Origin of the sequence: Enterococcus sp. NPDC086594 (assembly GCF_044746145.1) — a bacterium.
In the GTDB taxonomy this organism is placed as follows: domain Bacteria; phylum Bacillota; class Bacilli; order Lactobacillales; family Enterococcaceae; genus Enterococcus_D; species Enterococcus_D entomosocium.
Genome location: NZ_JBIVBP010000002.1, coordinates 350,135 through 368,369 on the forward strand (window position 1 = coordinate 350,135; position 18,235 = coordinate 368,369).

20 protein-coding genes are annotated in these 18,235 nt (G+C 41.5%); 16 read left to right on the forward strand and 4 right to left on the reverse strand.

Annotated elements, in window-relative coordinates; genetic code table 11:
- Nucleotides 1-28 precede the first annotated feature (28 nt).
- From ACIPK1_RS06040 to ACIPK1_RS06095, 12 genes are all read left to right on the forward strand, one after another.
- Nucleotides 29-721 (forward strand): response regulator transcription factor, encoded by a 693-nt coding sequence (locus tag ACIPK1_RS06040; RefSeq protein ID WP_008381414.1) that lies wholly within the window; start codon nucleotides 29-31, stop codon nucleotides 719-721.
- Entirely contained in the window at nucleotides 714-1,697 is a 984-nt protein-coding gene (locus tag ACIPK1_RS06045; RefSeq protein WP_008381413.1) for a sensor histidine kinase, read from the forward strand. The genes ACIPK1_RS06040 and ACIPK1_RS06045 overlap by 8 nt, the downstream gene beginning before the upstream one ends.
- A 93-nt stretch (nucleotides 1,698-1,790) precedes the next feature.
- On the forward strand, nucleotides 1,791-2,549 hold the full coding sequence (locus ACIPK1_RS06050; protein WP_005236354.1) for an ABC transporter ATP-binding protein: 759 nt from the start codon (nucleotides 1,791-1,793) through the stop codon (nucleotides 2,547-2,549).
- 3 nt (nucleotides 2,550-2,552) lie between these two features.
- Nucleotides 2,553-4,526, forward strand: coding sequence for an FtsX-like permease family protein (locus ACIPK1_RS06055; RefSeq protein WP_400450238.1), 1,974 nt, complete (start codon nucleotides 2,553-2,555; stop codon nucleotides 4,524-4,526).
- Between the two features lie 302 nt (nucleotides 4,527-4,828).
- Nucleotides 4,829-5,512 (forward strand): M23 family metallopeptidase, encoded by a 684-nt coding sequence (locus ACIPK1_RS06060; protein WP_034878607.1) that lies wholly within the window; start codon nucleotides 4,829-4,831, stop codon nucleotides 5,510-5,512.
- 142 nt (nucleotides 5,513-5,654) lie between these two features.
- Nucleotides 5,655-6,191 carry a CDP-alcohol phosphatidyltransferase family protein gene (locus tag ACIPK1_RS06065; protein WP_400450241.1) on the forward strand — a complete coding sequence of 179 codons (537 nt, stop codon included), beginning with the start codon at nucleotides 5,655-5,657 and terminating at the stop codon, nucleotides 6,189-6,191.
- Nucleotides 6,192-6,331: 140 nt separating this feature from the next.
- On the forward strand, nucleotides 6,332-7,315 hold the full coding sequence (locus tag ACIPK1_RS06070; RefSeq protein WP_005236342.1) for a serine hydrolase: 984 nt from the start codon (nucleotides 6,332-6,334) through the stop codon (nucleotides 7,313-7,315).
- A gap of 268 nt (nucleotides 7,316-7,583) precedes the next feature.
- On the forward strand, nucleotides 7,584-7,949 hold the full coding sequence (locus ACIPK1_RS06075; RefSeq protein ID WP_005236340.1) for a hypothetical protein: 366 nt from the start codon (nucleotides 7,584-7,586) through the stop codon (nucleotides 7,947-7,949).
- A gap of 171 nt (nucleotides 7,950-8,120) precedes the next feature.
- The gene (locus ACIPK1_RS06080; protein ID WP_008381400.1) at nucleotides 8,121-8,252 is read left to right on the forward strand and encodes a hypothetical protein; all 132 of its coding nucleotides are present in this window, start codon (nucleotides 8,121-8,123) and stop codon (nucleotides 8,250-8,252) included.
- 231 nt (nucleotides 8,253-8,483) lie between these two features.
- On the forward strand, nucleotides 8,484-8,948 hold the full coding sequence (locus tag ACIPK1_RS06085) for a hypothetical protein (RefSeq protein ID WP_400450244.1): 465 nt from the start codon (nucleotides 8,484-8,486) through the stop codon (nucleotides 8,946-8,948).
- A 43-nt stretch (nucleotides 8,949-8,991) separates the two neighbouring features.
- On the forward strand, nucleotides 8,992-9,450 hold the full coding sequence (locus ACIPK1_RS06090) for a DUF3788 family protein (RefSeq protein ID WP_086338145.1): 459 nt from the start codon (nucleotides 8,992-8,994) through the stop codon (nucleotides 9,448-9,450).
- Between the two features lie 315 nt (nucleotides 9,451-9,765).
- Complete coding sequence (locus ACIPK1_RS06095; protein ID WP_008381397.1) at nucleotides 9,766-10,179, forward strand: VOC family protein; 414 nt, start codon at nucleotides 9,766-9,768, stop codon at nucleotides 10,177-10,179.
- 87 nt (nucleotides 10,180-10,266) lie between these two features.
- On the opposite strand, the gene ACIPK1_RS06100 is transcribed toward ACIPK1_RS06095, so the two are convergent.
- Nucleotides 10,267-11,151, reverse strand: coding sequence for a LysR substrate-binding domain-containing protein (locus tag ACIPK1_RS06100; protein WP_400450246.1), 885 nt, complete (start codon nucleotides 11,149-11,151; stop codon nucleotides 10,267-10,269).
- 215 nt (nucleotides 11,152-11,366) lie between these two features.
- Between ACIPK1_RS06100 and ACIPK1_RS06105 the strand changes: the two genes are divergently transcribed.
- The 3 genes from ACIPK1_RS06105 to ACIPK1_RS06115 all read left to right on the forward strand — a co-directional run bounded on the left by ACIPK1_RS06105 (nucleotide 11,367) and on the right by ACIPK1_RS06115 (nucleotide 13,690).
- Nucleotides 11,367-12,464 (forward strand): alpha/beta hydrolase, encoded by a 1,098-nt coding sequence (locus ACIPK1_RS06105; RefSeq protein WP_008381394.1) that lies wholly within the window; start codon nucleotides 11,367-11,369, stop codon nucleotides 12,462-12,464.
- Between the two features lie 124 nt (nucleotides 12,465-12,588).
- Nucleotides 12,589-13,098 (forward strand): cyclophilin-like fold protein, encoded by a 510-nt coding sequence (locus tag ACIPK1_RS06110; RefSeq protein ID WP_008381393.1) that lies wholly within the window; start codon nucleotides 12,589-12,591, stop codon nucleotides 13,096-13,098.
- A 22-nt stretch (nucleotides 13,099-13,120) separates the two neighbouring features.
- Nucleotides 13,121-13,690 (forward strand): sugar O-acetyltransferase, encoded by a 570-nt coding sequence (locus tag ACIPK1_RS06115; RefSeq protein WP_005236324.1) that lies wholly within the window; start codon nucleotides 13,121-13,123, stop codon nucleotides 13,688-13,690.
- Nucleotides 13,691-13,768: 78 nt separating this feature from the next.
- On the opposite strand, the gene ACIPK1_RS06120 is transcribed toward ACIPK1_RS06115, so the two are convergent.
- A complete protein-coding gene (locus ACIPK1_RS06120; protein WP_400450249.1) occupies nucleotides 13,769-15,223 on the reverse strand; it encodes a flotillin family protein in 1,455 nt (484 codons plus the stop codon).
- A 25-nt stretch (nucleotides 15,224-15,248) separates the two neighbouring features.
- Nucleotides 15,249-15,794: an NfeD family protein gene (locus tag ACIPK1_RS06125; RefSeq protein ID WP_016620851.1), complete on the reverse strand. Its 546-nt coding sequence runs from the start codon at nucleotides 15,792-15,794 to the stop codon at nucleotides 15,249-15,251.
- A gap of 411 nt (nucleotides 15,795-16,205) precedes the next feature.
- On the opposite strand from ACIPK1_RS06125, the gene ACIPK1_RS06130 reads away from it, so the two are divergent.
- Entirely contained in the window at nucleotides 16,206-16,334 is a 129-nt protein-coding gene (locus ACIPK1_RS06130) for a hypothetical protein (protein WP_005236316.1), read from the forward strand.
- Nucleotides 16,335-16,411: 77 nt separating this feature from the next.
- Here the strand turns inward: ACIPK1_RS06130 and spxB are convergent, their stop codons facing one another.
- On the reverse strand, nucleotides 16,412-18,145 hold the full coding sequence (spxB, locus tag ACIPK1_RS06135) for a pyruvate oxidase (RefSeq protein WP_400450251.1): 1,734 nt from the start codon (nucleotides 18,143-18,145) through the stop codon (nucleotides 16,412-16,414).
- Between the last annotated feature and the right edge of the window lie 90 nt (nucleotides 18,146-18,235).

Here is an 18,235-nt window from a genome sequence, read left to right on the forward strand (position 1 = left end):
CCGAATAATCAACAGAGGGGAGAAAGACATGCAAAAAATCTATCTGGTTGAAGATGATGCGACGATCGTCTCTGTTTTAGCCGATTATTTGCAGCAGTGGGGATACGAATGCCATTCGGCCAAGAATTTTGCTGAACTCTTGCAAGAGTTTCACGACATCAAACCTGATCTCGTTCTTTTAGATATCTCCTTGCCTTATTACAATGGGTATCATTGGTGCCAAGAAATTCGCAAGGCGTCAGAAGTACCGATCATTTTTCTTTCGTCGATGGATCAGCAGATGAATCAAATCATGGCGATGAACATGGGGGCGGATGATTATTTAACAAAACCCTTTGATTTAGCCTTCGTTTTGGCAAAAATCCAAGCGTTGCTGCGGCGCAGCTATCAGTATAGCCACCAACAAGCGCTGACCTTTGACATAGGGCAAGTAACCTTTTATCCAACAGAAAATATATTAAAAAATCAGGGGGAACAGTTGCCGCTTTCTCCAAATGAAGCTCGGATTCTTTCCTTGCTTTTGCAGCATCGAGGGAAGATCGTAGCCAAAGAGACCATCATTGAAATGCTCTGGAATAGTGAAGAGTTCATCGATAACAATACATTAGCAGTCAATATGACTCGTTTGCGAAAAAAATTGAGCCAGATCGAACTATCCGATTTGATCCAAACGGTAAAGAATAAAGGCTATTTGATAGAAAAGGAACACGCCTATGACTAATGTGAAAGAATATTTCGTGTTGTATGGAAAGTTTTATCTCGTTTACCTGCTATTTAGTGCGGGTCTACTAGGGTTATTCTTTCTTCACAGCCTTCCATTAGAACCCTTCATTGACTATGCGGTTTTTTCAGGGGTGATTTTAGGAGGTCTTTCCCTTTTTCATTATTTTCGTTACGCACAAAAAAGAAAGCAGCTACAGCATTTATTAAGAAAAGAATGTATGACGGAAGCGGCGTTGGCGTTCTTGCCTGCCACTCGAAATCGTTTAGAAGACGAATACCAAGCCCTTCTAAGGCAGCTGGCAAAAGAAAAAACGCTGTCCGATTACAAAGCAACCATGAAAAATGAAGAAATTTATGAAGATTTCGGTTTGTGGCTTCATCAAATCAAAACACCTCTAGCGGCGCTAGATCTTTTGGTGCAAAGCGATTCGTTGTCACCGACGGAGGTCAAAGCGGAATTATTTAAGGTGAATGATTACTTGCAAATGATGTTGAATTATTTACGGCAAAATTTAGCCAATGAAGATTTTGTCTTTGAGTCGATTGCTTTAGCGCCCCTTGTTCGTCAAACGATCAAAAAGTATGCCTTGTTTTTCTCGAAAAAGAATCTGCAACTGGACATGGCGGTGGATTTGACGGTGACATCCGATCGAAAGTGGCTCGTTTTTATTTTTGAACAGGTTCTTTTCAACAGCTTGAAGTATACCGAAACCGGTGGCATCAACGTTTTCACTAAAGACAATGCCTTGGTGATCCAAGATAGCGGCATTGGTATTCGTAAGGAAGACTTGCCGCGGGTTTTTGAGAAAGGATATACGGGACAAAATGGTCGCTTTCAGCAACGAGCGAGCGGGCTAGGCTTATATATGAGTCAACAAGCGGCTGAAAAAATCGGCTGCCGTTTAGCGATTGATTCTGAAGTGGGACAGGGAACCATCGTCACACTTCATTTTCCCACCACAAATAACCGATAGCCGCAAACTTTCAACACTGTAAGTTTGCGGTTTTTATTGTAAGTCGCTTTTTTCTGCCAGTCAGCTTATTCTAAAAAGGAAGGAGGGAACAAGATGACACTTTTAAACATTCAACAAGTAAAAAAAATCTATCAAAGCCAGCTGAATGGGCAACCCGTCGAAGCGTTGAAGAATATAACCTTTAAGGTAGAAGAAGGGGAATATGTAGCCATCATGGGGGAATCAGGTTCGGGGAAGAGTACGCTACTGAACTTGATGGCGACGTTAGACCAACCGACAGCGGGTGAGATGCAGCTGAATGGCATCGATTTGACCACCATCAAAGAAAAAGATGCAGCAAGTTTTCGACGGGATCACTTAGGCTTTGTCTTTCAAGACTTTAATTTATTGGACACTTTTACGGTAAAGGACAATATTTTATTGCCATTAGTTTTATCGAAAGTTTCCGTCAAACAAATGGAATTGCAGCTTCAGCCTATTGTACAAACTTTAGGGATCGCCGATTTATTGCAGCATTACCCGTATGAATTGTCTGGCGGACAAAAGCAACGTGTTGCCGTCGCACGAGCGATCATCACAAAACCAGAACTGCTATTAGCAGATGAGCCAACCGGAGCGCTGGATTCGAAAACCTCTGATCAACTACTGACATTATTTCAGCAGATCAATCAAAACGGACAGACGATCGTGATGGTCACCCACAGTTCGATCGCAGCCAGTCGCGCACAACGCGTCTTGTTTATCAAAGACGGGTATGTATTTCACCAGTTGTATCGAGGAGAACGGAGTGATACCGCTTTTCTAGAAGCAATCGCCGAAACAATGACTGCTGTTTTTGCGAAGGAGGAGTAACGAATGTTCTTTCAAAAAATCGCCTTCTCCAATTTACGTAAAAATGCCAAAGCCTACACACCCTTTTTAGTATCCATGAGTTTCTTGGTAGCTGTTTTGATGATGACGCAAATCATCGTGAACAATCCGGGGATGAAGGAACTTCCTAGTAGTCAAAGCGCCATTTTCATGTTTCATTTAGGAAATATCATCCTGATGATCTTTGCGGCGATCTTTTCCTTTTACACCAATAACTTTTTGATCAAGCAGCGAAAAAAAGAATTTGGTCTCTACAATGTTTTGGGACTAGGAAAACGCGAGATAGCCTTCGTGGTCTTTTGGGAACTCTTTTACAGTTTTCTTATTAGTCTTGCGGCCGGGTTGATCAGCGGCTTATTGTTTGCACGATTAGGATTTTTGATTCTGAAGAAAATCTTAGCCGTAGGTGAATTCTTTGTTTTTAAACTTTCATTTGAGAGCATTGGATTTGTGATCCTCTATTTTATGTGCGTGTTTGGTTGTCTATTTTTATTTGACCTGTTGCAAGTACGCAAAACCAATCCACTTCAATTACTACAGGGAAGCAAGCGTAATGAAAAAGAGCCTCGCGCGAAAGGCATTTTAGCACTATTAGGTGTCCTTTGTTTAGTGGCGGGCTATACGATCTCTGTGACGATCAAGTCTCCCATCAGTGCCTTAGGCCTGTTCTTTGTCGCCGTCATCCTCGTAATCTTGGCTACCTATCTGTTGTTTATTGCTGGTAGTATCAAAGCATTGCAGTTTTTAAGAAAACGAACGACCTATTATTATCAAACGACCCATTTTATCAATATCTCTACCATGCTGTATCGGATGAAGCAAAATGCGGCTGGTTTAGCAAGTATTTGTATTTTATCAACGATGGTGTTAGTGACAGTTGCTACGACCGCCAGTCTTTACTTTGGACAAAAGAATGTGATCGAAACTCGTTTTCCATACGATGTTCAAATTGAGTCAGCGGCTGATTCCCAGCAAATCAACACAGTGATTGATGGACTTGAAGAGAAGCTAACGATCAAAGAGCGCCAGCAAGTCACTACAACAAGACCATTGCTTTTTACCTTTGAGGGCCTAAACTTTGTTCCTTCAACCACTTTTGAAGAAAATAGTGATAGTTTAGATAAAGCCGTGTACCTTACTTTTCTTACCAGGTCTGAATACCATGAAATCAGCGGGAAAACAGGACCTGCTGAAGATGAATTATTTGTTTTTCCCGCAACTTGGACCCAACAAGCATTACCAGAAAAGACCACGATCGATGATCGTCAATTTCGTTTGCGGGAAGTGAAGGAACTGCCAACATTCACGAAAACAGAAAACCCGGTTCAGCATCTTGTTCTTGTGGCGGATGATCAGTGGCTTACTGAAAAGCTAAGCTCTTGGTATCAAAAAGAAGATTTTCAACTTTACCAGCAACCAATGACAACAACAGTCTTTAATTTTCAAGCAGCAGAAGCAAGCGATCGCGAAGCGATCGCAAAAGAGATTCGCAGCGAACTTCTGGCAGCAGATGCTCATGCGAGCGTTCAGTCAAAAGATCTTTTTGAAGGTGAGACCAAAACCTTTACCGGCGGCTTCTTCTTCTTAGGCTTGATTTTTGGTGTGGTCTTTATTTTAGCTGCCGCATTGATCATTTATTATAAACAAGTTTCCGAAGGGATGGAGGACAAAGAACGCTTCGAGATTTTGCAAAAAGTTGGGTTAAGCCATAAGGAAGTCAAACAAGTGATCCAGCAGCAAGTCTTGATGATTTTCTCATTTCCATTGGCGGCAGCGATCATCCATCTCGCATTTGCTTTGCCGATGATTCGGAAGTTGTTGCTTCTTTTTGGTCTGACAGATCGCAACTTATTGATCACGGTATCGATTATCTCTGTTCTGCTGTTTACAATGATCTATTTAATGGTGTATTTCATCACTGCAAGAGTCTACTACCGACTTGTGGAGCGAAAACAATAGCCGTTAAAAAAAGTTAGTCGAACGAGTCGTCACCGACAGGACCTACAGTAAAATAGAATGTGAGAACACCTCATCCATGAAGCGACTTCTAGAAGTTAGAATTTTTGATCTAACTTTTTGGAATCACTATATGATTGAGGTGTTTTTTTTTAGCTACTCCTATTAGCCCACTTTTTTAGAGTTGAAAAAAAGGCTTAGGTGACCTATAGTGAAAAGGAGTAAAGCACAGGTATAGATTGCCGCGAGGCTGATAGTCATTTCCAAATAAAAGAGATCATGTGATCCAAAAAGGAGAAAGTCCTATGAAAGAGCAGCCGATAACCATTGAATTTCCCTTAAGAGGTGAGTGGCTTGCGCCGACTACACCAGCCAAGAAGATTCCTAGTCATGGCACCGATCGAATGGGGTTACGTTATGCGTTTGATTTTTTACAAGTCGATTTTGAGGGGAAAACAAAAGCTTTTCACGACCGAAGCTTTCTGCGCTATTTCTTCTTAGGAGTTCCCCTTGAGAACTGTTATTGTTGGGGCAAAGAAATCTATGCGCCCTGTGATGGTGAAGTGATTGTTGTAAGAGAGGGCTATCGGGAACGCAAAGTCGTTCATTGGGTTGTCGATTTTTCGATTGCTTTAAAAAATGGCTTGTTTTTTAATGAACAAAAAGATGAGTATCAACAAATAGCTGGCAACTACATTGTGATAAAAGCTTCTGAGGGCGTATATATGGCATTCGTCCATTTGCAAAAAGGATCCATCAAAGTTTCCGTAGGACAAAAAATCACCAAAGGGATGGTGATTGGCAATGTCGGGCATTCCGGCAATTCGACTTCACCTCATTTGCATTTTCAAGTGATGGACAGTAACGATATCGCCTATGCAAAAGGGCTGCCTTGTCGCTTTGAAGAATACGAGGTTTACCGAGCAGGACGATGGATAAAAGTTCGGAATCAGATACCAGATAGTACAGAACGGATACGATTTTTATAGGAGCATTAGGGACTAGCTGTGAGACTTTGATAGGGGGCATCGCCGAAATGCTTAGAAGAAAGAACATTTTAACGTTTCTGAGCTTCTTTAAAAAACTTGCAACAATCTTAGGTATTCAGAAAATGTATTTCAGGGGGAACAAATGAAGCAATTACCCAATATCATTACTACTTCTCGACTGATTCTAGCACCACTTTTACTATTCCTTCAGCCAATGTCTGGCTGGTTTTGGCTGCTTTATTCCTATTGTTTTTTAAGTGACCTTGTCGATGGGCTACTAGCAAGAAGGATGAACCTCACGAGTGAGGTCGGTGCCTTACTAGATAGTTTCGCAGATGTAAGCTTTTTTCTCGCTGTCTTTCTTTCTTTTCTACCGCAGCTTTTGGAAACCCAAACGATCATGGTTTGGATCTTGGTGATCGCTATCATCCGCTTCGTCAGTTATCTGATTGGCTATGTAAAATTTCAGTCTTTTAGCAGTCTGCATACATGGCTCAACAAAGCATTCGGATTTCTTTTATGTATTTTTCCATTGCTGCTCATAATATTCCATGAAAGAATTGTTGTCTTGATTTTGGGAGTCATCGGCACTATTTCAGCATTAGAAGAATTGCTGATAACGATACTCGCAAAAAAACTGGATAGAAATCAAAAATCGATATTCGAAAGTTTTATGTAAGGTACCTCTATCATTGAGGGCCTTTTTTGTTTGTTCCTCTGAAGTAGTCTTTTAAAAGTCCTTTCAAAAACAATTTTAAAAATAACATTGAAAACAATTTTTAATGGTACTATGCTTATCTTTGAAGGGAGGCTTCACAAATGAACAGACAAGAACTGCATGCATGTATCAGTAAAAACCAGCCCAATATTTGCCAAATTTCTGCCTACCAAAATGGAAAGGAAGTTTACTCGGATGAATGGCATGAGTATAAGCCAGACGATACTTGCCACCTTATGTCCGCTACGAAAAGTATCGTTTCTCTACTAGTCGGAATAGCGATAGATCAAGGCCTCATCAGGAGTGTCAATGACAAAGTACTCGATTATTTTCCAGACTATTCCGTAAAACGGGGCGAAAAAACGATTCACGATATTACCATCAAACACCTATTAACGATGCGAGCCCCGTATAAATGCAAAGGTGATCCATGGACAAAAGTTTGTTCGAGTGACGACTGGACCAGCGCCTCCCTTGATTTATTGGGAGGAAGAAAAGGAGTGACAAATGAATTCAATTATCAAACCGTTTGTCTGCAGATCCTCACTGGTTTGTTAGCGAAAGCTTCTGGAATGACGACCGTTGATTATGCGAACCATTATTTATTTCGCCCTCTTGGTGTAGCCGAAATAACCAATTATTATGCGAAAACGGCACAAGAACATAAGCACTTTACAATGAGCAAGGCACCAAAAAAACCAGTTTGGTTTTGCGATCCTTTAAATATTGGGGCGGCAGGTTACGGGCTATGCCTTTCAGCAAAAGATTTAGCCAAAATCGGTGAGCTATGCTTGAACCAAGGCATCCATCAAGGGAAACAAGTGATTTCCTCACAATGGCTCACTGAAATGGTCAATCCGCTAGAGACAAACATAGAGAAATTTCAAAACATGAGTTATGGATATTTGTGGTGGATTTTGGATACTGAGAAAAGCACCTATGCCGCCATCGGTAATAGCGGAAATGTCCTTTATATTGATCCCGAATCAGATTGCGTCATTGCTATTACGGCTTATTTTAAGCCAACTGTCTTTGATCGAATCGACTTTATCGAGACAGAGCTAAAACCATTCCTTTTGCAATAATGAGCGTTAAGAAAAAGCAGTCTACTGTCAAAAGTTGATTGCTTTTTTTGTAGGCGAAAGCTTTATGATCCTTTTAATGACTATGGCAAGCAGGTGACTACGGATAAAGCTTGGCTGCTAGTCTTTTATGAATTTAAAATCTAGCAATTTGATCCCGCATATAGGAGGCCAAATCAATAATAAACGGAAGATAAATGAGAAATGAATAAAATGACCAAACTATCAACGGCGTAAACTTGGTATACTATAATTGAGAAGAAAATCACAAGTGAAAGGAGCGGTCGGAGTGTTTTCAGAAATCAGTATTTATCAAGTAAAACCAAGTGAAGTCGATACCTTTGAAGCAATCATGCAGGAAGCAACAGAGGCAATGAAGGCCATGGAGGGGGCTTTGTTCTTTCGATTAATGAAACGAACCCATTACATTAAAGAAATGAGCACCATCAAGGAAGGACGCCTGCCTGATCCATTGACAAGAGTCATAAAATGTGTGAAATATGCCCACTATTGGGAGTTTGATACCGAAGAAAACTATGGCAAAGCCCAAAAAAGGCTGTATGAAAGCTATTGGAAAGCAATCGAGAAATGTTTGATCGTTCCCCACGACAAGCTTTTAGGGGAAGTGATTGAGTGATCGTTTTAGTATCGGATGCTCTTCAGATGAACGGACTTTTTGTTGCAACTGTTTAGAAATTATAGGGAAAAATACAACGGGATGTTAAAAAGTCATTCGAATGTTGAATCGACGACTATTAGTTGTTTAAATGCTCTGTTTCTTGAGGGAATCGGAAAGGAGGAACACACGATGGGACAGGTTGCATTTCATAACTTATACAAATTAATAAAAGGTGCTTCAACAGCAGAATTTGTTCCAGTCGTTGAACAATTCAACCGTGAATACATTTTCAAACAAAGAGGATACCTTTCTTTTGAATGATTAGTAGATTGAGAAATTTGGGCTGACATCACCAAGTTCGAAACGAAAGAAGATGCGGAAACATTTGAACAATGCGGTATCCCAGATGCCTTTGCACAAATGTTTTTATTCATTCATCAATCGAAACAGTTGCAGCTCTCACCTATACACGATTGAAAAAATGTTCCAATAACCATTCAGCATGGAATGGACAACGCTAAAAAACAATTCATATGAAAAGAGGAACTTCTTATGACAAAAACAGCAGAATGGTATCAAGGAAAAGCTGGGCGGGCAGAACATTTGGTCTATTTAAATAAGGAAGCCAAAGAGCTTGAGAAACTGATTCATGGCGACAAAACAATGATCATTCGGGGGGCAGCTGGCAGAAAATCACCCTTAGGAGGAAGAGCCAAAATCAACGATCTTGTTTATTTTGTGGAGACCGGCGGCGATTTGACCATCACTCATCGGGGCATCATTGCCAAAGTGACTGAATCTGAAAAGATGACGAAAGAAGAATCCATAGATTTTGTAGAACGCTATGAAAAAGAGTTGAATCTATCGAAAAAGCAAGTCGATCGTTGGGCAGGGAAAAAGTATCTAGCGGTCTATGAAATCGCTGAATTAGAAGAAATAACGCCATTTCAGTACAATCGTGAAAAAAATATGGACGATTGGGTCATCACTGATGATATCAACAAAATTAAATTGTAACGTAGCAAAAACCTAAAAAAAGCGCAAGGAGTTGAGCGAAAGGATGGAAGGCAAAGAGCAATTGTTTCGAGACAAAAACGTGAAACCAACAGAGCAACTGATTGCGGAATCACTGGGTGAGGGATATGCCATTTATCAACGTTTTGTCGAAACGCTTGAAAACGAGGGCATCTCTCTTATGGATTGGCGCTATTACCAAGATGGAAAAGCGTGGTTGTCCAAAGGTGAATACAAATGGACAACGACTCGTGGGACGAATAAAGTGAAACCAATTTTTTGGCTTTCGATGTGGGAGGGCTTCTTCAAAGTCTCCTTTCACTTTAGCGAGAAAGTCCGAACACAGTTGTTGTCTCTACCAATCAGTGATGACACAAAAGAAAGGATTCATAAGGCGCCGACCAATGGCACGAAAATGAAGTTTTTTTCTGTGATTTTTGATGTCGCTAATCCATCACTCTTTGAAGATATCACCGAATTGATCGTGTTCAAAAAAAATAAATAAAGTAAGAGTAAGATTTATTTAACTTGGCTAGTCTGATTTTATTGCATCTATCAAAAAGGAATCTTTGTTATAGTTTACCCATTTTTAGGTTTAGAAAAGTAAAAGTCAATCAGAAGACTTTAAGTTTATTACATTTCATCTGATTGATTTTTAATATAAGTAACTATTGGGAAAACCAACGCTAATTTTGATTAGATTGTCGAATGGAATTCACAATACAATAAATTTTATTCGATAAATATGTTATTATGGTTAACATATGCTTCAATTACTTTAAATAGATGAAAGACACATTCGAAAAGGAGAAAAGACAAATTGACCATTCAACGAATCACAGCTTGCGTTCAAGTCAAAGGAGACTATCAGAAGTGTTATGAATTTTATACGGAAAAAGTCGGCTTGGTACCAACTTATGGCGATGAGTCAGGTCCTTATACAAGCTTTGCATCGAAGAAAGAGGAGGCGCCTTTTTTTGGTATGTTCCAAGTGGATGCCGTGATCGATCAAATGGAGGGCTACCCGATTTCAGAGAATCGGATTTCATCTGATACGCTTTCGGCAACATTTCATACTACGGATTTTGAAGAAGATTATACGAGAATGAACAATGCTGGTGTAGTGTTTGAAGTAAGTAAAACCGTTTTGGGGGAAGGGGACCAAGCTTTTCATATTGCTTATTTCCGCGATCCAGAAGGAAATTTGCTAAGCTTGGAGGATGGCGGTGTCTAAAGAGTTCACATCCAAAATGAATCAGAAAAAACGTAAAGAAAGATTTATCTCATAGTTGTTTTGAGATAAATCTTTTTTTATTTGAAATCATTCTACTGTAAAGCGTTCCTTCATCCGCTCCGAGAAAAGTCCAGAAGCTTTTGAAAAAACTTGGGTGTTTTTCCAAATGACGTCAAGGTTTGATTCCAGTGCTGGGCTCAATTTTCTAAAACACAATTGGCTATCTGGGGCGAAGTTGACTAGTTTATCTAGAGTCAATCCGTAACCAACACCTTCTTCTACCAGCTTTGATGCATTGTAAACAAGGTTATATGTGGCGACGACCGTCAATTTTTTCAGGTCTTTTTTCAACCATTTAGAAAGTTCACTGCTGACCAAACTTTGTCGCGAAGTAATCAAGGGAACGTCCCAGAGATCTTTTGGGGTAATGACTTCTTTGACAGATAGAGGACTGTCTTTTCGCATCAACACGCCCCAGGTATCTTTGGCAGGTAAGCGTAAGGAATGGTACTTTTTGACGTCTGCTGGACTGATTACGACACCAAAATCCAACAATCCTTTATCCAATCGTTCTTTGACCTCATCGGCGTTGCCGCTATAAAAGTGAAATTTGATGTTGGGGTATTCAGCTTGGATTTCTTTGATGATTGCTCCTAGCAACTGAATCACATAAGTTTCTCCAGCTCCGATCGATACATTGCCGGCGATCGTATCTCGAGGCGACAAAAATTCTGAGCGGGTCTTTTCTAATAATTCTACGATTTCTTCCGCCCGTTTACGAAACAACAGTCCGTCTTCTGTTAGTGTGATTTTGCGATTGCCTCGGGTGAACAACGTCACGCCTAATTCTTTTTCTAGCTCCATCAATTGTCGGGACAAGGAAGGTTGAGAAAGATGCAGATGTTTTGCGGCAGCCGAAATTGTCTCTTTTTCTGCAACTGCTAAAAAGGTGGTCAGATTTTTTAATTCCATTTAAAATGCTCCTCTTGTTATTCGTATAATGAATAGTTAGGTATTTGATATTGATATTTTACATGGAAAAGACCGCGAAGTACAATAGATTTAATCCGAGAATCACTCTTTTGATCTATGAGTTGCTGGTAACAAACAAAAGATCAAAAGAGAAAAGGAGTTGTATATGTCGCCCTAAGGTACAGGATGATTGACCATGAAAGAAGGCGAATGAAATGAAAAATTGGCAAAAAAAGGCACTTGTATCACTATTGATGCTAGCACCACTTATTTTAGGTGCTTGCAGCAGCAATAACGAGGCGGCAAACGAAGCAACACAAGCCAGTTCAGGAGGAGAAACGATGACAGAAAATGTTTCATTTACAGATGAATGGGACAAAGTTTTCCCAGAAAGTGACACGGTGAATCACCGAAAAGTAACTTTTGAAAATCGCTACGGCATCACTTTAGTTGCTGATCTTTATGAACCAATTGATGCGCAAGGACCACTTCCAGCAATCGCGGTTAGCGGACCCTTTGGGGCAGTCAAAGAACAGACATCTGGTCTATATGCCCAAACGATGGCTGAACGAGGTTTTGTTACGATCGCTTTTGATCCTTCATACACAGGCGAAAGTGGTGGGGAACCACGCTATGTGGCATCACCAGATATCAATACAGAAGACTTTCAGGCAGCAGTCGATTTTTTGTCAGTCCAAGAAAATGTAGATGAAGAAAGAATCGGCTTGATCGGAATTTGCGGTTGGGGCGGGATGGCATTGAATGCCGCAGCCATTGATACCCGTGTGAGAGCGACGGTTTCCGCCACGATGTATGACATGTCGAGAGTCAATGCTCAGGGGTATTTTGATGAGATGGGGGCTGAAGGACGTCATGAATTGCGCCAACAGCTGAACGCCCAGCGGACAGTCGATTTTGCTAACGGTAGCTACGAAAGAGCAGGTGGAGTGCCAGATACACTACCGGAGGATGCACCGGTCTTTATGCAAGATTATTTCGATTACTACAAAACGGAACGCGGCTATCATGAACGTTCGTTAAATTCTAATGACGGTTGGAACGTGACATCATCGCTGTCGTTCTTAAATATGCCGCTCTTGTCGTATATCGATGAGATCCAAAGCGCCGTTTTATTACTACATGGGGAAGAAGCCCACTCTCTTTACTTCAGTCAAGACGCCTTTGAACAATTACAAGGCGATAACAAAGAGTTGACGGTCATTCCTAATGCTTCGCACGTTGATCTATATGATCAAACAGACGTAATTCCTTTTGATCAAATGACCCAATTCTTCCAAGAACATTTGAACTAAATAGCCACAACGATCTTCACGACTGTTCGGTCACTCTGCCTCTGCTGAGCAGTCGTGTTTTTTTGAAAATACGCATTCAATTGCCCGCTTCTACATAGAATCATCACCAGAAAGGAGCGAAGAGATGCTTATAAAATTGATATCCGCTATTTTGCTGTTCTTATTAAGTGCCTGTGGGACAAGCGAAACAGAGAGAACCAATATGCAATCCGCTAACGAAACTTCATCGGAAGCTAGCCAAGAGAATGTCCAGCAGTTTTCAGCAGCAACAGCTGTCGTCATTACGGTTGGTCAACAGGATTTTCTAGCGAAGTTTTATGAAAATGAGGTGTCTGAGCACCTAATGAATCAAATGCCCTTTACGGTGACAATGAGTGATTTGAACAACAACGAGAAATATTATCGTTTTTCTGAGAATTTGCCAGAAATGACTACAGAACGGCCGGAGATCATTCACGAAGGAGAAATCATGAGCTGGAATAGTCATACGTTGGTGCTGTTTTATCAGACCTTTACCAATTCTTATGGTGGTTATAATCGTATCGGTGTCATTGAAGATCCGACGGGGTTAAAAGAAGTACTTGGGGCGGAAGACGTAGAGGTTATTTTTTCGTTAAGAAATCCTCGTGAATAACAAATGAATAGGAGAAAAACACATGACGATCGATCAATTAAACAAACTCATGGCAAGTGGCGAACCCTTACTTGCCGGTTCGCAAGCTTCCAAACAAATGGTAGCTCTGAGTGCTAAGGCGAGAAAAATCACGATGAAAATCAATACAGTCTACCATGAGTCTGATGAGTTACAAGAACTTTTTGCCCAATTAACAGGAAAACCAGTTGAGCCGACTTTTTCGCTGTTTCCACCCTTTTATACAGATTATGGCAAGAATATCAGCATTGGCAAAGATGTCTTTATCAATGCGGGTTGTCATTTTCAAGACCAAGGAGGGATCACGATCGGTGATGATACCCTAATTGGGCATAACGTTGTTCTAGCTACCTTGAATCATGGCCTTCACCCTGAAGATCGTAGCACGCTTTATCCAGCCCCCATTACGATTGGGAAGAATGTCTGGATTGGCTCAAATGCAACGATCGTTGCCGGTGTGACCATTGGTGACCATGCGATCATTGCTGCTGGGTCGGTGGTGACCAAAGATGTCGCTGAGCGCACGATCGTGGCTGGTGTACCTGCAAAATATGTCAAAGAGGTTACTGAGTAAGCATAATAGCAATGAGTAAGAAAAAAACTGCTGTTCGCCTTGTCGCTTGTAAAGCGATGAAGACTAACAGCAGTTTTCTTATTCTTGAGGCGGCTCGCTCGTAGTGGAACTGGCGAAGTTTTCAATCAACGATTTCACATCAAGACCGAGGGTTTCTTTCAACGTTTCTTGTGTGGTCGATAAGAGATTGGTGGCGTAATTGGTGACACGATTGGCACCGCCACCTTCACCTGATCCTGTATCAACGACTGAAATTTTATCGATATTGCCTAATGGTGCGGCTGCTTCTTTGACTAATTGTGGCAGGATCTCGACGATCATGCTCAGAATGGCTGCTTCATCGTATTTCTTGAAGGCTTCAGCGACTTTTTCTTTCGTTTCGGCTTCTGCCTTTCCTTTCGCCAAAGTGGTTTCGGCTTCTGCCAAACCGATCAAACGAATCTTATCGGCTTCGGCTTTTGCCAAGGACTCTGTTCGAAATTGCTCGGCTTCAGTGGTAGCTAAGGCAGATGCTTTTTTGGCTAGCGCTTCTTGTTCAAGCGCATAACGATCCGCATCGGCTTTTTTCTTGATCTCTGAATCAAATTGCTTCTCACGACGCAAGATTTCTTTTTCTTCCAATTCGATTTGTTTTTGTCGTTCAACGACTTCGACTTCAATCTCTTGTTCTCGGACTTTTTGTTTCATGATGGCACTTTGTAGATGATAGGCTTGATCGGCATCGGCTTTGGCGATGTCTTGTTCTTTCTTATAAAGCGCCAGCTTCAATTCTTTTTCCTTCAATGCTTCAGCGATTTCGGTCATGCGTTTTGATTCCGCTGTTTGCGATTCTTGTTCCGATTGGGCTTTTTTGATGCGGGTTTCTTTCAGTGCTTCAGCTTCCGCAATTTCAGCATCCCGTTTGACTTGGGCGATTCTAGGCTTTCCAAGAGAATCCAAATAGCCGTTTTTGTCTCGTACTTCTTTGATCGTAAAGGAGACAATGATCAAGCCCATTTTCGCTAGATCGACAGAGGCTACTTCTTGCACACTTTGGCTGAATTTGTCGCGATTTTGATAAATTTCTTCCACAGTCATCGAACCAAGGATCGAACGCAAATGGCCTTCTAGCACTTCCCGCGCTTCATTTTCTAATTCTTCACGGGTTTTTCCTAGAAATTGTTCCGCTGCCGTTGCAATTTCTTCCACGGATGAGCCGATCTTAATAATGGAAGTTCCGTCACACATCACGGGAACCCCTTGTTCAGTGTAGACTTCCGGCGTTGAGACATCCAGCTTGCTGGAGAGCAAACTGATTCGATTCGATCGTTGAAACACTGGCAAAACAAAGGCTCCGCCACCACGCACGATTTTGATTTTGTTGTTGCTTTCATCGGCGTGCACATTTTTGCTACCTAGATAGCTTCCGCTGATGATCAATGCTTCATCGGGCTTGGCTGTTTGATATTTCGTGACAAAGACGATCAAAAGCATTAATAAAATGAATGCCACGATGGCGATCGGGAAAACGATTGGTGATAATAGAATATCCATAGATACACCTCTTTAGTGATTTAGTTTAGTTATCCAAAAATTTTTTTGTGTAAGGAACGACGTAGCAAACTCGTTCTTTGACTTCAATAATCAAAACCTTCGATCCAGCTGCTAATGGTTCATCGATTGGTTGGAAAGCCGTAGCTGGTCGATTGCTTGAACCAGTGACACTTGTGAGTTGAATTTCGCCCATTCCTTCACAAGGAATCGGCGTCAGCACCGTTGCGATGCGACCTTCAAAATCTTTCTCAGAACTTGACAGTGTCGCTTCCGCATTTCGCATGGGAATCAGCACGTAAAAATTCAAGAGAAAAACGAGCCCTGTAGCAAGGCAGCCGCTAATGACGAAAAGTAGGAGCGAATAGCCAGACAGAAAAGTTTCTCCTAAGTAACCGAAGAGACTTGTAAAGGCAAACCATGGAATAATTAACATCGGATCGACTGGTCCGTCGAAATCGAAGATATCCCCAAACAGAAGCAGCAAAAAGGCTAAAACAGCACAGCCAATCAAAACATACAAATAAATTTGCTCAGGTGCATAAGTGTGCAGCACATATCCACCTCCTTTCAAATAGCGTGATTTGTGAGAACGACGAAAGTTAGGAGACAATCGGAAGAAGAACGAAGGAAGCAAAAGAAAGGAACAGAGATTATGTTATAATTATACCAATAAATAATAAAAATATTCGATTTAATTAGATAAAATGATAAAATAATATAATAAATAGTGGTTTGTTATTTGGGAGAAGGCAACAAAAGCACATGATTTTTTCAAGAGCCATTGACAAACAATCAAAATCAAAGTAGATTAAATCAGGGTAGTAAAAATGTCAAAAGGAACTGCTGACTCTAGACACGTCAATAGGCAGCGTTTGTTTTTTAACCCAATCGAAATAAAGTAGTTGTTCGCAAACATAAAAGAAGTCAGGAACACTTCTTTTCAACCGACAGATCGTATTGCTAAGAAATAGAGGTGGAATCGATGGATCAAAAAGAAAAAATGTTAGAACTAATCAAGAAAAAACAAGGCGGCGGCCGTTCAAAAAAGATGGAATCCCCAAAAAATGATCGGAAAAACATGCGTAAAGGCCCGAAAATTTATAATAAGTAAGGCGATGGATTATTAATACGAAATGAGCGATTAAAAAAAGAGAGAAGGACAGGGTTGCTGTCTTTCTCTCTTTTTTTTTATTCCTCAGAATTCACGTACAACTCACTCAAAGCTGGCAGATCATGGACTTGGTATTTTGCTTTAAACGCTGCGATTTCTTCAGCACTGAAGCGTTTAGGATCAAGTTTCAGTTCTTCGACAGGAAGAGGTCGTTCGTTAGCGATCTTGACATCGATCACCACAGGTCCGTTGATTTCTTTAGCTTGTGTAAAGACGGATGCTAATTCATCTTCCTTCGTTACCGTGAAGCCTTTCGCACCTAATGCTTCCCCAACTTTACCAAAATCAGCACCGGCTAGTTGGACACCGAACTTGGTTTGCTCGGTATCTTCTTGCTCCGCTTCGATGAAGCCGAATGAGTCATTGGAAAAGACCACGTTGATGATTGGTAAATCATATTTCACTTGGGTGATGATGTCTTGCATTTGCATCGCAAAACCGCCATCCCCACTAAAGGTAAATACTTGGCGATTCGGATAGCTCAATTGAGCTGCGATCCCACCAGGTACACCATTACCCATTGTCGCAAACCAGCCAGACGTTATAAAACGCTGTTCACCCGTCATTTCTAAATGACGGATACTGTGGATCGTCACATTACCGACATCCGTGACAAACAGGGCATCAGGAGCTGCAATCCGGTTGATTTCTCGATAGACAGGTTCAGGACGCAAAGGAACTTGCGAATCATGGTAAAAATGATGGCGCCATGCATGCCAATTGCGACAGTTTTCTTGATTGGCTTTTAACCAAGCATCTGCAGGACGAGGGGCTGCCATCTCTGTCCATTTTCTAAGAGCGGTCGCACCATCTCCTAAAACGGAGACATCCGTCTGATGACGACGACCAAATTTCGAGGCGTCGATATCAACTTGGACAAAGTTGGCACCAGGATTGAAAAAGCGGCGGCCAAAAGGGAAGTCACTGCCGACAAAAACGATGAGATCGGCTTCTGCCAAAGCTTCATTGGCAGGTTTTGTCGCAACCCGTCCAGCAAATCCAAGAAAGTTTTCATAAAGATCAGGCACGATGCCTTTGGCTAAGACAGAAGCCGCTACAGGCATTGAGAAATGCTTAGAAAAAGCATCGATGGCATCAAAATGACCAAAGAGACCTTGTCCGATATAAAGGACGGGTTTTTTTGCTTGTTCAAAATAAGGAAGGGCAGCCTGTAAACCCTCTTCATCAGGCTGGAGAACACCTGTCTTATGATTTTTTGCGGTTGCAATCTCCTGTTCGTCGATTTCTGCAAACCCGTAATCGACCGGGATCGTTACCACAGCGACTCCTTTAAATTTGTAGGCTGCTTTAATGGCTTCGTCCACCACGTGGGGCAAACTTTCAGGGGACATGACCGTGCGATTGTAGATACTGACATCAGCGAACATCGGATTTTCATTCATTTCTTGAAAATCATTGTAGTTCATCGAGCTCGAAGCTACTTGTCCTAACAAGGCAACGACGGGCACATTATCCATTTGAGCATCGTATAAGCCATTGATCAAATGGGTGGCACCCGGACCAGCAGAACCAAAAACCGCACCGACTTTTCCCGTTAGCTTGGCATCAGCCGCCGCTGCCAGCGCACCCGCTTCTTCATGACGTACTTGAACATATTTGACCGATTGCCGTTCATGGTACAAAGCATCCATCGTTGAGTTGAAAGATCCACCGGGGATTCCATAGATATGGTCGATGCCCCACGCTTCAAAAATCTTGATCATTGCTGTACCAGCATTGATTTTTGTCATTTTCTTCACTCGCTTTCTCTGTTGTCATTCGTTCTCTTTTAAGTATAAACGTTTCTCAAAAAGACAACAAAGAATGCGCCTTCTGTCACA

Coding starts and splice junctions, on each gene's coding strand:
- ACIPK1_RS06090 (WP_086338145.1), top strand. CDS start 8,992: ATGGAAGGCAAAGAGCAATTGTTTCGAGACAAAAACGTGAAACCAACA.
- ACIPK1_RS06115 (WP_005236324.1), top strand. CDS start 13,121: ATGACGATCGATCAATTAAACAAACTCATGGCAAGTGGCGAACCCTTA.
- ACIPK1_RS06040 (WP_008381414.1), top strand. CDS start 29: ATGCAAAAAATCTATCTGGTTGAAGATGATGCGACGATCGTCTCTGTT.
- ACIPK1_RS06055 (WP_400450238.1), top strand. CDS start 2,553: ATGTTCTTTCAAAAAATCGCCTTCTCCAATTTACGTAAAAATGCCAAA.
- spxB (WP_400450251.1), bottom strand. CDS start 18,145: ATGACAAAAATCAATGCTGGTACAGCAATGATCAAGATTTTTGAAGCG.
- ACIPK1_RS06105 (WP_008381394.1), top strand. CDS start 11,367: ATGAAAAATTGGCAAAAAAAGGCACTTGTATCACTATTGATGCTAGCA.
- ACIPK1_RS06070 (WP_005236342.1), top strand. CDS start 6,332: ATGAACAGACAAGAACTGCATGCATGTATCAGTAAAAACCAGCCCAAT.
- ACIPK1_RS06050 (WP_005236354.1), top strand. CDS start 1,791: ATGACACTTTTAAACATTCAACAAGTAAAAAAAATCTATCAAAGCCAG.
- ACIPK1_RS06085 (WP_400450244.1), top strand. CDS start 8,484: ATGACAAAAACAGCAGAATGGTATCAAGGAAAAGCTGGGCGGGCAGAA.
- ACIPK1_RS06110 (WP_008381393.1), top strand. CDS start 12,589: ATGCTTATAAAATTGATATCCGCTATTTTGCTGTTCTTATTAAGTGCC.
- ACIPK1_RS06100 (WP_400450246.1), bottom strand. CDS start 11,151: ATGGAATTAAAAAATCTGACCACCTTTTTAGCAGTTGCAGAAAAAGAG.
- ACIPK1_RS06060 (WP_034878607.1), top strand. CDS start 4,829: ATGAAAGAGCAGCCGATAACCATTGAATTTCCCTTAAGAGGTGAGTGG.
- ACIPK1_RS06120 (WP_400450249.1), bottom strand. CDS start 15,223: ATGGATATTCTATTATCACCAATCGTTTTCCCGATCGCCATCGTGGCA.
- ACIPK1_RS06080 (WP_008381400.1), top strand. CDS start 8,121: ATGGGACAGGTTGCATTTCATAACTTATACAAATTAATAAAAGGTGCT.
- ACIPK1_RS06130 (WP_005236316.1), top strand. CDS start 16,206: ATGGATCAAAAAGAAAAAATGTTAGAACTAATCAAGAAAAAACAAGGC.
- ACIPK1_RS06065 (WP_400450241.1), top strand. CDS start 5,655: ATGAAGCAATTACCCAATATCATTACTACTTCTCGACTGATTCTAGCA.
- ACIPK1_RS06045 (WP_008381413.1), top strand. CDS start 714: ATGACTAATGTGAAAGAATATTTCGTGTTGTATGGAAAGTTTTATCTC.